Here is a 15,488-nt window from a genome sequence, read left to right as displayed (position 1 = left end):
AAAACAAACCACGCGGGTTTTCAGACAGGCATTTGGTTTGAATGCGGGTTTAGAATTGATAGCGCAAACCGGCGCTCACTTCGTGTGCATTGAAATCAGCAACCAAGCGGTTGAAGCGGTAGCCTACGTCGAGTTTGAGGTTGTCGTTAAACTGATAAACGCCGCCGGCTAAAAAGCCGGAGCCGAATTTGGTTTCATCTGAAGAGCCGCGGTATCCTGCGCGGGAAGCGTTCATTTTGATGTTGTTCATCGCGAAGCGCGAGCCCATGTAGAGTTCGAAATTGTCGGAAACGGGCATATCGTAGGCTAAGGAGATGCCGGCGCTTTTGGCTTTTACTTCGGCGTTCAAACCGTTTTGGCGGGCGCTCATGTCTTGGTAGTGGGTGTAATCGGCGGCAACGCGGATGGTGCCGAAGTCATAACCGGCGCTGATGCGCGGTGTGAAGCCGGTTTTTTTGAATTCCAACACTTTGGCGTCGGCTTTAACGCGTGAAACGCCCAAATCGCCTTGCACATAAAAGCCTTTGTCGCCCGCGGCAAAGGCAGGGGCGGAAACGGCGGTTAATGCGGCGAGCAGCAAAGCGGTTTTGCGGTAAGTGTGTTTCATGATGTTTTCCTTGTAAAAACGTAGTGTGTTGCGGAATGAAAAGGTGCGACGGCAGCCGGGCAAACTAAGCTTTCCTGCCGTGAAATTTATGAAGAATCAATTATAAGGAAATGGTAAAAGAGAAAAAGCTTGTTGGAGCTGCGCTTTGGTTAAAGTAAGGTAAAAGTGGCTGATTATTACTAATTGAAATTATTTTAAATGATTTTATTTTTTAGTTTGTTGAATTGAAAGAGAAAAATAAAATGGGGCGGAAAGCCGCAGGATGAGCTATGAAGCGTGCATGATGTGGTAAAGGCGATACAGATTAGAACAATGCCTGTCTGAAAGGGGTTCAGACAGGCATTGTGTTATTGCAATTCGGAGCGTTTGAAATCGCGCGGGCGGAAACCTAACAAACCTAAAGTTGAGAAATATAGCGCCACACCGAGCACAATCAAGCCGAGAAGTTGCAAGGCTTTGCGCCCGCTGCCGGCGTTGACCCAATCCATGGGCAGATAGTTCATCGCCGCCCAGAGACCGGCACCCATGACCAGCAAGGCGGTTGTCAGCTTTAATAAGAATGATGCCCAGCCTTTGGCGGGTTGGTAGATATCTTTAACGCGCAGCAGCACAAACAGCAGGCCTGCGTTCAAACAGGCGCCCAAGCCTACGGCCAGCGAAAGGCCGACGTGTTGCAGCGGGCCTACGAAAGCCAAGTTCATCAATTGGGTAACAACCAGCGTGAAAAGAGCGATTTTTACCGGCGTTTTGATGTTTTGTTGGGCATAGAATGCCGGCGCCAGCACTTTTACCATAATCTGGCCGACCACGCAGAACGAGTAGGCCATCAGGGCTTTTTGCGTCATGGTAACGTCGTAAACCGTAAAACCTTTGCTCATGAAGAGCGTGGAAATCAGCGGGAAGGCCAACACGGTCAGGGCCAGGGCGGCGGGTGCGGAAAGCAGGAAACACAGGCGCAAACCCCAGTCGAGCAGTTTGGAAAACTCTTTCGGGTTGCGCCCGCCCGCGTGTTTTGAGAGCGTGGGCAGCAGAATGGTGCCCAAAGCCACGCCGAGCACGCCGGTGGGCAGCTCGGTTAAGCGGTCGGCATAATACATCCAGGTTACGCTGCCGGTTTGCAGGAAGGAAGCAAAAATGGTGCTGATAATCAGGGAAATCTGGGTAACGCTGGCAGCGAAAATGGCCGGCCCCATTTTGGTGATCACGCGGATAACGGCGGCATTTTTGAAATCGAGTTTGGGCATCTTCAAAAAGCCTTGTTTGGCCAACCAGGGCAGCTGGAAGCCCAATTGCAGTAGACCGCCCACAAACACCGCCCATGCCAAAGCCATAATCGGCGGGTCGAAATAGGGCACGAAAAACAGCGAGAACACGATAAACGAGATGTTCAGAAGCGTGGGCGTAAACGCAGGGATGCTGAATTTATGGTAAGTGTTCAGAATCGAGCCGACAAAAGAAGAGAGGGAAATAAACAGAATATAAGGCGCCATCACGCGCAAAAGGTCGGAAGCCAGCATGGCTTTTTCCGGCGTTTTGGCAAAACCGGTGGCGGTGGCATAAATAATCCACGGTGCGGCCAACACGCCGATGGCGGTAACGACGGTCAGCGCAAAAGTGAGCATGCCGGCCACATGTTGCACGAAATCGCGCGTTGCCTCGGGCGAGCGGGTTTGCCTGTATTCGGCCAGAATCGGCACGAAAGCTTGCGAGAACGCACCCTCGGCGAAGATGCGGCGCAACATGTTGGGCAGTTTGAACGCTACGAAAAAAGCGTCGGTGGCCGCCGAAGCGCCGAAAACCCGTGCAATAATCATATCGCGTATAAAGCCGAGTATGCGCGATACCATGGTTAGGCTGCTGACTTTGGCCAGCGCGTTGAGTAAGTTCATGATGCTGTGAGGATTAGGTTAACCAATATTAACGATGATTGGCTGAAATGGTTGGTTGATTACCAATGCCTGTCTGAAAACGTGTCAAACAGGCTTTCAGACAGGCATTGGCTGTTAAGCCGGACGGGCAGGCTTAGAAAGTGTAGCCCGTTTCCAGTTCGTCGTCGCCCACCAGTTCCACCAAAAGCGCGTACAGCGGGGCAAGTTCGGCATAGCGGCGGGAGGCGCGGCGCAGATAATTCAAAAAGCGCGGGATTTCGGGGCGGTATTTGTCTTTGCCGTCGCGATAGTACAAGCGGGCGAAGATACCGGCCACTTTCAAATGGCGCTGAACGCCCATCCATTCAAACCAGCGGTAAAACTCGTCAAATTGGGCGGGCACGGGCAGCCCGGCAGCGCGGGCTTTTTCCCAGTAGCGGATCACCAAATCCAGCACGAATTCTTCTTCCCACTCGATAAACGCGTCACGCAGCAGCGACACCAAGTCATAAGAAATCGGCCCGTAAAGCGCATCCTGAAAATCCAGCACGCCCGGTCTGCCCGGTTGCAGCATCAGATTGCGCACGATGAAATCACGGTGAACATAAACCGTCGGCTGAGCCAACAGCGGCGGCAGCAGCGTTTCCACCGTTTGCTGCCACAGGCCGCGCTGCTTGAAATTCAATTCTTTGTCCAATTCTTTGGCCACAAACCATTCCAGAAATAAGTTGATTTCACGCAGCATGACTTCACGGTTATATTCAGGCAGCACGCCTTGGCGGCTGTTTTGCTGCAACACCACCAGTTCGTTAATCGCTTCCAGCAAAAGCGCCTTGTGCGCCGCTTCGCTCGGGTCGATCTGCATGGCGGTTAAAAAAGTGGTGTTGCCCAAATCGTTCAACGCAACAAACCCTTGTGCTTCGTCCGCATGCAGAACTTTCGGCACATTCACCATATCAAAGAGCTTTTGCACTTTCAGATAAGGTGCCACGCTCATTTTATCGGGCGGCGCGTCCATGCAGACAATGCTGCGCCCGTCGTCGAATACGGCGCGGAAATAGCGGCGGAAATCCGCATCCGCAGCAGCAAAAGACAAGGTAAACTTATCGGCAGGATAAACCGTTTCCAACCAGTTTTTTAATTCGTTTTCTCGTTGCATAGGTGTTTTCGGGTTAAAATAAATGCTATTTTAACTGGCAAAACCGATTTAAGGTGATATTTTGGCACGCTTGTTTACACTAAAACCCGTTGTACTCGCTTTAGGCATGGCCTTCTGCGCAGGATCGGTCTATGCCGATAACCTTTCTTTGGGCGAAACCTGCCTGCGCTGCGATCCGGAAAAAATCCGAGCCGCCGCAGGAGAAAAACCGCAGGTAAAAACCAGCGGTGAAGAAAAGCTGCCTGCCGATTACACGAGAATTACGGCGGATAAAATGCAAGGCCAGAGCAAGATTGCCGTGGCCGCGCAGGGCGACGTTATCGTAGAATATAACGATAAAGTGCTCAATGCGGCGTGGGCGGAATATGACCAAACCCGCGATATCGTGCGCGCCGGAGACTCTTTTGTGCTGTATCAAAACGGTTCGACTTTAACCGGAGAGAAGCTTGAATATCATTTGGGTAAAGGTACCGGTTCTACGGAAAACGCCCGTCTTGAGGCAGAACACGAAGGCCGCCGATTGCAATCGGTGAGCGAAAAAGTCGAATTGAAAGGCAAAGACCGATACGTTCTGCACAACACCAAATTCAACACCTGTTCGCGCGGCGATGCCAGCTGGTATATCGCGGCAAGCAGTATTGAGGCGGACTACGAAAAAGGCGTAGGCGTGGCCAAAAACGCCAGACTGGTATTCGGTGGTGTGCCGGTGCTTTACACGCCGTGGGCGGATTTTCCGCTCAACAGCAACCGGAAAAGCGGTCTTTTGGTGCCCACCTTGGAAGTAGGTTCGGACGGCACAGAAATCGAGCTGCCTTATTATTTCAACTTGGCGCCGAACTATGACGCAACATTGGCGCCAGGTGTGATTACAGACAGGGGTGTCAAGCTGCACGGCGAGTTCCGCTACCTCACCCCGAAAATGCGCGGCGAAACTTCTGCAACCTGGATGCCTAACGACAGACGCAGCGAACACAATAACCGCTACCATGCCAAATGGCAGCATCAGCAAAGCATCACGCCGTCTGTGAGCGTTGGCGTGGACTTCAACCAAGTATCTGATGACGATTATTTCCGCGATTTTTACAGCAGAAACGACATTGCCACCCATGTCAATCTTAACCGCCAGATATGGTTAAACCACAATATGCGCCTGCTCGACGGCTCGCTTGACAGCTACGCCACCATACAGAAACACCAAACACTGGCCAATGTTGCCGGCTATGAAGACGAACCTTATACCTTGATGCCGCGGTTGAGCACCCGCTGGCAGAAGAATTTCGGCAATCTGCAATTCAATGCGTTCGGCCAGTTTACCCGCTTCCAGCATGACGACAAACAATCGGGCAGCCGCATCGTAGCCTATCCGAGCGCAAGCTGGAATTTCCATAACAGCTGGGGATTCATCACACCGAAAGTCGGCGTGCACTACACCCATTACAATCTTGATACCTTTGGCAGCAGAAGCAGCCGTTCCGCTTCCCGGGTGCTGCCGCTGATTAATGTGGATGCAGGTGTAACATTCGAACGGCCGACTTCGCTTTGGGGTAAAGATTATGTGCAAACGCTCGAGCCGCGCTTGTTTTACAACTACATCCCCACCAAATCGCAAAACGACCTGCCTAATTTTGATTCGTCGGAAAACAGCTTCAGCTACGAGCAACTGTTCCGCGAAAACCTTTATTCGGGCAATGACCGCATCAATTCGTCCAATAGTTTGACCACCGCCATACAAACCCGCTACCTTGACCGGCAAACCGGCTCGGAGCGTTTCCGCGCCGGCATCGGGCAGAAATTTTATTTCACCACCGACAGCGTGGCATTGAGCGGCAGCATCGAAGAACACCCGCGCAACCGTTCCGACTGGATAGCCTTTGGCCACGGCCGTATTACCGATACCGTAAGCGGCCATGCATTGGTGCATTACAACCAGAACCAAGAGCGTTTCGACAATATCGACACCGGCTTGCGCTACAATCCCGAGCGCGGCAAAGTGGTAAGCGCACGTTATAAATATGGCCGCTACGAACCGATTTATTTGGAGAAAACCGCCGACGGCACATCACAATATGTTTATGAAAAGCTCAGACAGGTTGATTTGGCCGCGCAATGGCCGCTTCGCCAGAATCTCTACGCCGTTGCCCGTTTGAATTACGGTTTGGATGTGAAAAAACCGCTGGAGCAGCTTGTCGGGCTGGAATATAAAAGCGGCTGCGGCTGCTGGAGCGCCAGCGTGACGGCGCAGCGTTATGTAAACGGTTTGGATTCGGCTAAAAACAGCACATACAAAAACGCCGTGTTTCTCAATCTCCAGCTGAAAGACTTAAGCAATATCGGCAGTAACCCCTACAACGAGCTGAGCCGCGCCATTCCCGGCTACAGTAAAAGCAACGAGGTGATAAAAAAATGAAAGTAAAACAACTGATTCTGGCTTTAGTGGCTGCTACCGCCATCGGCGCCCAAGCTGCCGACATCAAATACATTGACGGCGTGGCAGCGATTGCCGATAACGACGTGATTACCCAGCGCAACCTGCAAGCCGCGATTGCGCGCAGCGCGAAGCCGCAAGGCATGAGCGATGCCGACCACCGCAAACAGGTGCTTACCCAATTAATCAACCAGTCGCTGGTGGCGCAGGCAGGCAAGCGCCGCAACATCACGGCGGAGGATGCGGAAATTGACAGTGTGATTGCACAAACGGCGGCCGGCCGTAAAATTTCCGTAGATAAACTGTATGCCACTTCGGGTTTGAGCCGAGATGCTTTGCGCCGCAATGTGGCAGACAGCATTATCGCCAACAAAGTGCAGCAGCAGGTTGCCGCGCAAAATGCCCGTGTCAGTGATGCCGAGGTGAATGCCGCAATTGCGGACGCACAAGCCAAAGGGCAGGCGCTGCCTTCGGGCGAAGCCATCCGCCAATACCGCGCACAACATATCTTGGTAAAAGCAGGCCAAAACGACCCGACCGCAGAAACGGCCATCCGCCAAATCTGGCAGCAGGCGCGCAGCGGTAAAAACTTCGACCAACTGGCCCGCCAATATTCGCAAGACAGCAGCGCAGCAGCAGGCGGCGATTTGGGCTGGTTTACCGACGGACAGATGGTGCCGGAGTTTGAAAATGCCGTGCACCAGCTCAAGCCCGGCCAAGTCAGCCCGCCCGTCCGCTCCCAATTTGGTTGGCATATTGTGAAGCTGAACGAAGTGCGGGAAGCCGGTACGCCCGAAGAGCGCACCCAGGTTGCCGTCCGCCGTGCTTTGGAGCAGCAAAAAGCGCAGGCGGCTGCTTATCAGTTGCTTCAAGACCTGCATAAAAACGCTTATATCGATATCCGCGTGCAATAATGCCTGAACAAAGCAATGCCTGTCTGAAAAGCATTTTCAGACAGGCATTGTTTTGTAGCAAAGAAAATAGGAAAGCCTGTTGTAAAACAACAAAAAACAGACGAAACCTTGTAGTAACAAGCACGAATAAGGTAAAGTATTGCTTTAAGAAAGTTACATTTTGTTATAACAAATAAACTTAACCCGCTATGGCATGGCTGCCTTGTATCAAAACAAGTTGGTTTGCTATGGCTTAGAATTAAGCATCTGCTCATTAAGCCGGGCTCAGGCTTCACAAATATAAGGACACAAAATGAAAGGCGACATTGGCGTAATCGGTTTGGCCGTGATGGGTCAGAACCTGATTCTCAACATGAACGACAAAGGCTTTAAAGTTGTTGCCTATAACCGCACCACTTCCAAAGTAGACGAATTTCTCAACGGCCCTGCGCAAAACACCCGGATTACCGGTGCTTATTCCCTGCAAGATTTGGTTGAAAAGTTAGAAAAGCCGAGAAAAATCATGCTGATGGTTCGAGCAGGCTCGGTGGTGGACGAATTTATCCGGCAATTGGTGCCGCTTTTGGATCAGGGCGACATCATTATCGACGGCGGCAACGCCAATTATCCCGATTCCACGCGCCGCACGCATGAGCTGGCCGAAAAAGGCATTTTATTTGTCGGAGCAGGCGTTTCAGGCGGAGAAGAAGGCGCGCGCAACGGCCCGTCGATTATGCCGGGCGGCAATGCCGAGGCATGGCAGTATGTGCGGCCGATTTTGCAGGCGATTGCCGCCAAAACGCCAAACGGCGAGCCCTGTTGCGATTGGGTGGGCGCGGACGGTGCCGGCCATTTTGTGAAAATGGTGCATAACGGCATCGAATACGGCGATATGCAGCTGATTTGCGAAGCTTATCAGTTTATGAAAGACGGCTTGGGCATGTCTTACGAGGAAATGCACCAAACATTCAGCCAATGGAACACCACCGAGTTGGATTCTTACCTGATTCAGATTACTGCCGATATTCTCGGTTTCAAAGACGAAAACGGCGAGGCTTTGGTTGAAAAAATCCTTGATACCGCAGGCCAAAAGGGTACGGGTAAATGGACGGGTATCAACGCGCTGGATATGGGCATCCCGCTTACCTTAATCAGCGAAGCCGTGTTTGCACGCTGCGTGTCCGCATTCAAAGAGCAGCGTCGCGAAATGCACGCGCTGTTTGGCAAAACCATCCGGCCGGTTGCCGGCGATAAAGCCGAATGGGTGGAAGCTTTGCGCCAAGCTTTGCTGGCTTCAAAAATTATTTCTTACGCACAAGGTTTTATGCTGATACGCGAAGCCGGCGAAATCAATAATTGGTCGTTGAATTATGGCAAAACCGCGCTGTTATGGCGTGAGGGCTGCATTATCCGCAGCGCATTTTTGGGCAATATCCGCGATGCTTACGAAGCCGATCCCGATTTGGTATTCCTCGGTGCCGATCCTTATTTCAAAGGTATTTTGGAACAATGTCTGCCTGCATGGCGTAAAGTGGTGGCAAAATCCATCGAAGCCGGCTTGCCCATGCCCTGCATGGCTTCGGCCATTACCTTTCTCGACGGCTACACCAGCGAACGCTTGCCTGCCAACTTGTTGCAGGCCCAGCGCGATTATTTCGGCGCCCATACTTATGAGCGCACAGACCAACCGCGCGGCGAATTTTTCCACACCAATTGGACCGGAAAAGGCGGAGATACGGCCTCAACCACCTATCATGTGTAGAGAATCAATTTAAAAATAGCACGCTTGTCATACTCGGGCTTGACCCGAGTATCTCGAGTTCCGGTAACTTTAGGAGATACTCGGGTCAAGCCCGAGTATGACGGTATAGTTGTGATGTAAATTGATTAACTATACGGCTGCTTGAGCTTTCCCAAAACATATCAATGCCTGTCTGAAAACCCGCTTTATTCGTTTTCAGACAGGCATTGTTGTATGGAAAGTTATTTGAACTGCCCTGCATTAAGTTGGACATTGTTGGGCAAAATGGCAAATTTCACCGGCCGGAATGCGCTACCGCTGCCATCCGCATCGTAATAGAGGGCATTGCCTTTTTGGATAACGCGCGTGGCAAACGTTTCCGAGCCTGCTTTGGCAAACCACACTGCCGGCGGTTTGCCTCCGCTTAGCGCGGGGTGCAGACTGATTTTGTCGCCTTCTTTCGGATTGAAGTCCGCCAGCATATTTATATTTTCCGTCTCACTCAATTTGCTGCCGAACACAAAAGTGTCGGCACCTGCTCCGCCGGTTAACACGTCATGCCCGTAACCGCCGTTTATGGTGTCGTTGCCCGCACCGCCCGTTAGCGCATTGGCTTGGGTGTTGCCGGTGATTGTGTCGTCTGATGTGCCGCCGTTGCCGTTAACGGCTTGGTTGCCCATCAGAATCAAAGTGTTGTCGCTGCCGCTTAAGTTGTGGCTGTGAACGGCATATACGGTGCGGTTGCGGCGGGTAATGCCTTTTTCTTCCAGCTGCAAACCTTCCAGTTTTTTACCGCCGTTTACGGTTGCGCCGCCGTTTTCATGTTTGCGGATCAGCTCGCTGAAGTGCGTGCCTTGTGTGCCTAAAACGGTGTTGTTTTTCAGGCTCAGGCCGGTGATGTGGCCGATGATGTTTCTGGCGGGGAAGTCGTATTGGCCGTCGCTGCTTTTTTTGTTCCAGCCTTTGGATGTGTCTGCACCCACATACAACACGGGCGCAGCGGCAAAGGAGGGCGCGATGATGTTGCCGGTGATGCTTACGTTGTTAGTGCTGCCGTTACCGCCGTTGTAATGTATCGGCAGGCCTGTGGCGTAAGCGGCGCGCTCGCCCGAAGCGGACGCTCTGTCCCAAACGGCTTCCACACCCAGCACGCTGCCTTTGGCGGAGCCGGAAATGATGTTGTCGGTAATGTGGTTATCGCTGGCATCGGAGCCCGCATATACCAGCCATTTGCCCGGTTCATGCCTGCCTGAAGGTTTGGCGGCGTCAAGGTGGTTGCGGGTAATGGTGTTGTGGTTGCTGCCTTGTACGGCAATGATTAATGCCTGGCCGATAAAGCGGGTACTGGTGATGATGTTGCCGCTGATGGTGTTGTGGTCGGCGTTGTAGCCCAGTAACACGCCGGTTGAAAGGGCGTCGGTAAGCAGGTTGTTTTTAACGGCAACATTAAACACGTTGTTTTGCAGGGAAATATTGCGGGTGTTGTTGGTGAGGTAGTTGTGGCTGATGGTGCTGTTGCCGCTCACTTCGTTAAAGCCGATGCCGTAGCGGCCGCCGTCGATATAATTGCCTTGAATGGTGATGTCGGCAGCTTTGGCTTCGGGATTGGTTTCCGCTACTTTGCCGTTGCCTTTGGCATAAAGGCTCCAGCGACCCAAATCTTGACCGGGCGGTACATCTTTTGCAGCTGCCGCATACAGGCGTTGTTCGGCAGGGGTTTTGCTTTTGGGTGCGGTGGGGTAACCGCCCACATAAATGGCCGTGCCGCCGCTGCCGCGTTCCATTTTGCCGCCGGGCATGATGATCCGGTTGTTTAAGATGGATACGTTGGCGGTACTCAAGCGGGTGCTCGGATTGGAAACGCCGGTAATGGAAATGGCGGCCTTGTCGTTGGCGCCGGTGTTGTAAACCGTGTTGTTGCTGATGGTGGTGTGTTGCGTGCCTTGTGCCAGAATGCCGTTCAAGGGACGGTTGTTCATGTTCAGCACCAAACCGTCTATGGTTGAGTTTTGCGAGCCGGTTTCAAACTTTACGGCGGATTCGCGCACGCCTGCACCAATCTGAATGGTGCTGCCGTTGCCGTGCAGATATTTTACCCCGCGCAGCACTTTGATTTGCGATTCGCTGGTGTAGGTTTGGTTTTCACTCATCTCTACGCCCACACCGGCTTTTTTCGCCGCAATCATGGCTTGGTTGACTGCGGCTGAAATTTCGCCGCTGCCGCTGTAAAAAGCCACGGCAGGCACATAGCCGGCTTTGGCGAAATAGGCGCTCCAGCCGGAAAGTCCGGCAGCGCTGTGGCCGCCGTTGTCTTTTTGAAACAGGGCGTGGTATTTGCCGTCGCTGATAATGAGGTAGCGCAGATTGGGGTTTTGCGCGGCTTTTTGTGCTTCGCCGAGATTGGCAACGATTTTGAAATTCTGCCCTTTGGGTATGTGGCCCGCTGCGAACGTTTGTGCGGATTGCGCAGCAGCGGCGGCTAGGGTGGGATAGGCTTCAAAATAGAAATGAATCGGCGTGGATAAGAAAAACATGGGCGTTATCAATCGGTTGGTTGGTGCGGTAATCTGGCGGAGGAACTTGTTTTCGGTATAAGGCAGCCACGATGCGGCAACAACAAAGTTTATTGCTGCATATTAACGTTTGGTATATGTCGATATTATGTAAGCCCGAGTGCATCATGCGCTGTTTTTCCGAAAGTCGGTTTCAGACAGGCATAAGCGGCCTTATAACCACAATGCCTGTCTGAAAAATTTCAGACAGGCATTGCTTGTTGGCAGTGCGGTTGGCGGCAATGACCGGTGCTTAAGCAGACCTTTTGGTCAATACGAAAACCCAACCTTTGTTGCGCGGGCGGTTGCCTTGCCAGACTTTCTGCCAGCCGACGGGCGGTGCGTCATCCATATGGGTACGCACCAATTTGTAGGCGCAGCTTTCGTCTCCAACGCGTATGAGCAGGCGGCTATATTCGCTCCATGCCAAGCGGGCAGCTTGCTCGTTTCGGGGAATGTTGATGCAGGCCGAGCCTGTGCGCAAATCGGTAGGAGCGGCGGCTTCCATTTGTTCTACCACGGGGCGGTAGCTCTTGGCTTGATCGAGCCATTGAAGAAACAGGGTCATCAATAACGCCCAAACCAAAGTCATACCGGCAGCCCAGTTGGTTACAGCCTGCCGCCCGCGGATGTTTTTCCGCGTGATGGCCCATAGCCAGATCGGGCTGAACAAAATGGCAACCAGCATGGGAACAAGTGCAATATTGGGCGTGTAAAACGGGCTGAAATAAGCAGCGCGTTCGGCCAGCTTGGCCGGCCAGCCGTAATTCATGGCAAAGAAGCCGAGCCATAAAAACACAGCAGCCAAGCCGAAAGTCATAATGCCGAACCAGTTGAGAAAAGCAGCCGGCCCGCGGCGCAGGCTGTCGAGTCTGGCCGCACCCAGAAGCGCAAGCGGCGGCAAAATCCACAATAAATTATCTTGATAGGAGGAGGGATCGGCGGCTAAAAGCAGACCCATTTGAACCAACCATGCCAAAGCCAGCGCTATCCAAGGCTCTTTGGCCAGATTGCCGCGTAAAAGCGTCCAGATTGCGAGCGGCCAGGCAGGGAAGGCAAACCACAACAAATTTTTCAGATAGTAGCCTGCATTCAACGATACACGGAAATTACCAAATCCGCCGAAGCTGCCGAAAGCATGGTAAAGACGCCATGTTTCAAATGCGGCGGGATCGGTTGTGAACAAGGCGGAAGGGTAAAGTGCCATCAGCGGCAGCCCCACCGCCAGCGCACCGAAAAGAGAAATATAATAACGCTTATGCTGCCAATGCGGGCTGGCCAACAGGGATACTGCAGTTAACACGACAGCCAGCGGCAGCAAATAACCGGCTGAAAGCGAAAGCAATGCCAAACCGCCACCTAAGAGCAGGGAAGCCATAATCACGCGGCTGCGTGCCAATGCAAACCCGTAGAGAACCAATCCCAATGCGGCAAATTGCACCGACATGCCGCCCAGCATATGTGCCGCACCAATCAAGCCTGCCGAACCGACCATAATCAACACCACGCTGCGACCCTGATGGCGGCCGAGCAGGTGGAAACCAGCCATACCGGAAGCGGTGAGGCCGATAACGGTGAATATCACACTGGCAAAACGCGAAGCGGAATAAGCATCTGCCAACCAAGGGGAAAACAGCCGGCGGCAGGCCGAGGCCAGCCAGATATAGGCAGGCGACACGTTGTAAAGCGGTTCGCCCAATGCTGTGGGCAGCCAGGCACGGCCGTCGGTCATCATTTCATTGATGGCGGCATTTACCGTAGGTTCGGCGGGATTCCATAAATCATGTGAAAATACGCCGGGCCACAGCCAAGCAAAAACCAAAAGCAGCAGCAGCCACGGTTTTTCATGAGTAGGGGCGGGCGGACGTTGGTCGGGGGGCAGGTAAGTCAGCATGATGCGGGATAGACGGGTTGCTTGATGGAAAGAGTTTAGCAGGATTATTGTGAAATTACTTTAAAGTGCGGCTGCTTCGGCAGCGCTTAAAAAAGGCTGCCGAAGCAGCCTTTTTTGCAATCTATCCAAAGATTAACGTTTGAACATATTGCCGTATTTTTGTTTGAACTTGTCCACGCGGCCGGTGGTGTCAACGATTTTTTGTTGGCCGGTGTAGAAAGGATGGCATTGTGAGCAAACCTCAATGGTGAAGTTTTCTTTTTCCATTGCAGATTTGGTTACGAATTTGTTACCGCAAGAGCAGGTTACGTTTACTTCATGGTAATCCGGATGAGTACCTTGTTTCATGTTTATTTCCTTTTGGTTGGCGGGCATAGGGGTTGTGCCTATGCTTCAGATAAGACGGCTTCAAAACAGCATCCTTGCGGCGTGGCCGGTTGATATGGATGCATATTTTGTAGCGTAAGCGGCGGATTATCGCAAGTTATTGGTGTTTTGGCAAGTTTTGCGCGGTAGCGCGAATGCCTGTCTGAAAAGCCGGCTGCTTGATACGCTTTTCAGACAGGCATTTGAACGTGCTGCGTTACGCGCGCCGCCAAGTTGTGCCGTTGGCGCCGTCTTCGAGAATGATGTTTTCCGCTGTGAGCAAATCGCGGATGCGGTCGGATTCCGCCCAGTTTTTTTCGGCGCGGGCTTGTTTGCGTTGGGCGATCAGGTTTTCGATTTCTTCATTGGAAAGCCCGCTTGAAGCCGTACCGCCTTGCAGGAATTCCTGCGGATTGCGTTCCAACAGGCCGATAATGCCGCCGAGTGCTTTCAGGCAGCCTGCCAACCCGGCATCGTTGGATTTGTTGACTTCGTTGGCCAGCTCAAACAATACGGCCACGGCTTCTACGGTTCCGAAATCATCGTTCATGGCAGCGAAGAAGCGGCGGGTGTAGTCGTTGGCGTTTTCGCTTAGTGCAAATTCGGCAGGCGGGGTGTTTTTCAGCGCGGTATAAAGGCGGGTAAGCGAGCCTTTGGCATCGTCCAAATGGGCGTCGGAATAGTTCAGAGGGCTGCGGTAGTGTGCGCGCAAGATAAAGAAGCGCACCACTTCGGCATCATATGCTTTCAGCACGTCGCGGATGGTAAAGAAGTTGCCCAATGATTTCGACATTTTTTCGCCGTCCACCCGGATAAAGCCGTTGTGCAGCCAATATTTGACATGGCTTTCAATGGTTTTTCCGCCGTGGCTGTGGCCGCAGCTGCCGCCGTGTGCGCCGCAGCTTTGGGCGATTTCGTTTTCATGGTGGGGAAACTGCAAATCCGCGCCGCCGCCGTGGATGTCGAACGTGTCGCCGAATAATTCTTCGCTCATGGCGGAGCATTCGATATGCCAACCGGGGCGGCCTTGCCCCCAAGGGCTTTCCCATGCAGGTTCGCCGGGTTTGGCGGCTTTCCATAATACGAAATCCAGCGGGTCGCGTTTAAATCCGTCCACTTCCACGCGCTCGCCGGCACGCAGGTCGTCCAGCGATTTGCCTGATAATTGGCCGTAGGCGGAGAATTCGCGTACGGCGTAATAAACGTCGCCGTTTTCGGCGGGATAGGCTTTGCCGTTGTCGATCAGGCGTTGGATCATGGCCTGCATCTGCTGTACATGCTCTGTGGCTTTGGGCTCGACGTCGGGGCGGATAACGCCCAACGCAGCGGCATCTTCGTTCATGGCTTGGATGAAGCGCGCGGTCAGTTCGCCTATGGTTTCGCCGTTTTCAGCGGCGCGGGCGATGATTTTGTCGTCGATGTCGGTGATGTTGCGCACATAGGTGAGCGGATAGCCGCTTTGGCGCAGCCAGCGGGCAATCATGTCGAATACAACCATGACGCGGGCGTGACCCAAGTGGCAGTAATCATAAACGGTCATGCCGCATACATACATGCGCACGTTTTCGGGATTGAGTGGAATGAACTGTTCTTTTTGGCGGGTTAGGGTGTTGTAAACAGTAAGCATACGGTTTGACTCTGTTGTAAGTTGGGTAAGTGTTTCGGAATTGTTTGGAAAATGATGCGGCTGATTATATTGTGTTTATATAACTGCACGTGCTCATTATCCTGCCCGATGTTTATTGAGTGTGATCAGGTTTATTAAGTGGTAGGTTTTGACGCTATACGGGTTTTACCATAAGCGGCTTTATAGCTGTTGTTGCGCTGTCGCCGGCTTGTGTTGGTTTTAAATATTTTAACTATATTTTAACCGTGAGGAAAACCTTAAATACTTTCTGCATTTAAGATGCTGTTTGCGATGCCTGTCTGAAAAGCTTTCAGACAGGCTTATGGTTTGGCGATTGCGCTCTTTCCGGGGTTTAG

10 protein-coding genes are annotated in these 15,488 nt (G+C 52.5%); 3 read left to right on the top strand and 7 right to left on the bottom strand.

The genetic code is table 11. From position 1 onward, the window contains the following. Window positions 1-49 precede the first annotated feature (49 nt). The 3 genes from EL143_RS02670 to amgK all read right to left on the bottom strand — a co-directional run bounded on the left by EL143_RS02670 (window position 50) and on the right by amgK (window position 3,634). On the bottom strand, window positions 50-607 hold the full coding sequence (locus tag EL143_RS02670) for an opacity family porin (RefSeq protein WP_085417204.1): 558 nt from the start codon (window positions 605-607) through the stop codon (window positions 50-52). 347 nt (window positions 608-954) lie between these two features. Then, a complete protein-coding gene (gene murJ, locus EL143_RS02665) occupies window positions 955-2,496 on the bottom strand; it encodes a murein biosynthesis integral membrane protein MurJ (RefSeq protein WP_085417205.1) in 1,542 nt (513 codons plus the stop codon). 133 nt (window positions 2,497-2,629) lie between these two features. Beyond that, complete coding sequence (gene amgK / locus EL143_RS02660; RefSeq protein WP_085417206.1) at window positions 2,630-3,634, bottom strand: N-acetylmuramate/N-acetylglucosamine kinase AmgK; 1,005 nt, start codon at window positions 3,632-3,634, stop codon at window positions 2,630-2,632. 61 nt (window positions 3,635-3,695) lie between these two features. Between amgK and EL143_RS02655 the strand changes: the two genes are divergently transcribed. The 3 genes from EL143_RS02655 to gnd all read left to right on the top strand — a co-directional run bounded on the left by EL143_RS02655 (window position 3,696) and on the right by gnd (window position 8,714). Further along, a complete protein-coding gene (locus tag EL143_RS02655) occupies window positions 3,696-6,041 on the top strand; it encodes an LPS-assembly protein LptD (RefSeq protein ID WP_085417207.1) in 2,346 nt (781 codons plus the stop codon). Further along, a complete protein-coding gene (locus tag EL143_RS02650) occupies window positions 6,038-6,973 on the top strand; it encodes a peptidylprolyl isomerase (protein ID WP_085417208.1) in 936 nt (311 codons plus the stop codon). Before EL143_RS02655 ends, EL143_RS02650 begins: the two co-directional genes overlap by 4 nt. Window positions 6,974-7,265: 292 nt before the next feature. Beyond that, window positions 7,266-8,714, top strand: a complete 1,449-nt coding sequence (gnd, locus tag EL143_RS02645; protein ID WP_085416922.1) for a decarboxylating NADP(+)-dependent phosphogluconate dehydrogenase — start codon at window positions 7,266-7,268, stop codon at window positions 8,712-8,714. A 221-nt stretch (window positions 8,715-8,935) separates the two neighbouring features. Here the strand turns inward: gnd and EL143_RS12820 are convergent, their stop codons facing one another. From EL143_RS12820 to cysS, 4 genes are all read right to left on the bottom strand, one after another. Then, the gene (locus tag EL143_RS12820; RefSeq protein WP_085416920.1) at window positions 8,936-11,227 is read right to left on the bottom strand and encodes a NosD domain-containing protein; all 2,292 of its coding nucleotides are present in this window, start codon (window positions 11,225-11,227) and stop codon (window positions 8,936-8,938) included. A 271-nt stretch (window positions 11,228-11,498) separates the two neighbouring features. Beyond that, window positions 11,499-13,139: a hypothetical protein gene (locus tag EL143_RS02635; RefSeq protein WP_085416919.1), complete on the bottom strand. Its 1,641-nt coding sequence runs from the start codon at window positions 13,137-13,139 to the stop codon at window positions 11,499-11,501. A 132-nt stretch (window positions 13,140-13,271) separates the two neighbouring features. Continuing rightward, entirely contained in the window at window positions 13,272-13,487 is a 216-nt protein-coding gene (gene rpmE, locus EL143_RS02630; RefSeq protein ID WP_085416917.1) for a 50S ribosomal protein L31, read from the bottom strand. Between the two features lie 235 nt (window positions 13,488-13,722). After that, window positions 13,723-15,132, bottom strand: coding sequence for a cysteine--tRNA ligase (gene cysS / locus EL143_RS02625; protein WP_085416915.1), 1,410 nt, complete (start codon window positions 15,130-15,132; stop codon window positions 13,723-13,725). Window positions 15,133-15,488: the final 356 nt, after the last annotated feature.

This window comes from Neisseria canis (assembly GCF_900636765.1).
Taxonomy (GTDB): Bacteria; Pseudomonadota; Gammaproteobacteria; order Burkholderiales; family Neisseriaceae; genus Neisseria; species Neisseria canis.
This window is presented reverse-complemented; position numbering and strand designations above follow the sequence as displayed.

What these genes read in the sequence shown, in the direction of transcription:
- EL143_RS02670 (WP_085417204.1), bottom strand. Translation starts at nt 607, where the DNA reads ATGAAACACACTTACCGCAAAACCGCTTTGCTGCTCGCCGCATTAACC.
- murJ (WP_085417205.1), bottom strand. Translation starts at nt 2,496, where the DNA reads ATGAACTTACTCAACGCGCTGGCCAAAGTCAGCAGCCTAACCATGGTA.
- amgK (WP_085417206.1), bottom strand. Translation starts at nt 3,634, where the DNA reads ATGCAACGAGAAAACGAATTAAAAAACTGGTTGGAAACGGTTTATCCT.
- EL143_RS02650 (WP_085417208.1), top strand. Translation starts at nt 6,038, where the DNA reads ATGAAAGTAAAACAACTGATTCTGGCTTTAGTGGCTGCTACCGCCATC.
- gnd (WP_085416922.1), top strand. Translation starts at nt 7,266, where the DNA reads ATGAAAGGCGACATTGGCGTAATCGGTTTGGCCGTGATGGGTCAGAAC.
- EL143_RS12820 (WP_085416920.1), bottom strand. Translation starts at nt 11,227, where the DNA reads ATGTTTTTCTTATCCACGCCGATTCATTTCTATTTTGAAGCCTATCCC.
- EL143_RS02635 (WP_085416919.1), bottom strand. Translation starts at nt 13,139, where the DNA reads ATGCTGACTTACCTGCCCCCCGACCAACGTCCGCCCGCCCCTACTCAT.
- rpmE (WP_085416917.1), bottom strand. Translation starts at nt 13,487, where the DNA reads ATGAAACAAGGTACTCATCCGGATTACCATGAAGTAAACGTAACCTGC.
- cysS (WP_085416915.1), bottom strand. Translation starts at nt 15,132, where the DNA reads ATGCTTACTGTTTACAACACCCTAACCCGCCAAAAAGAACAGTTCATT.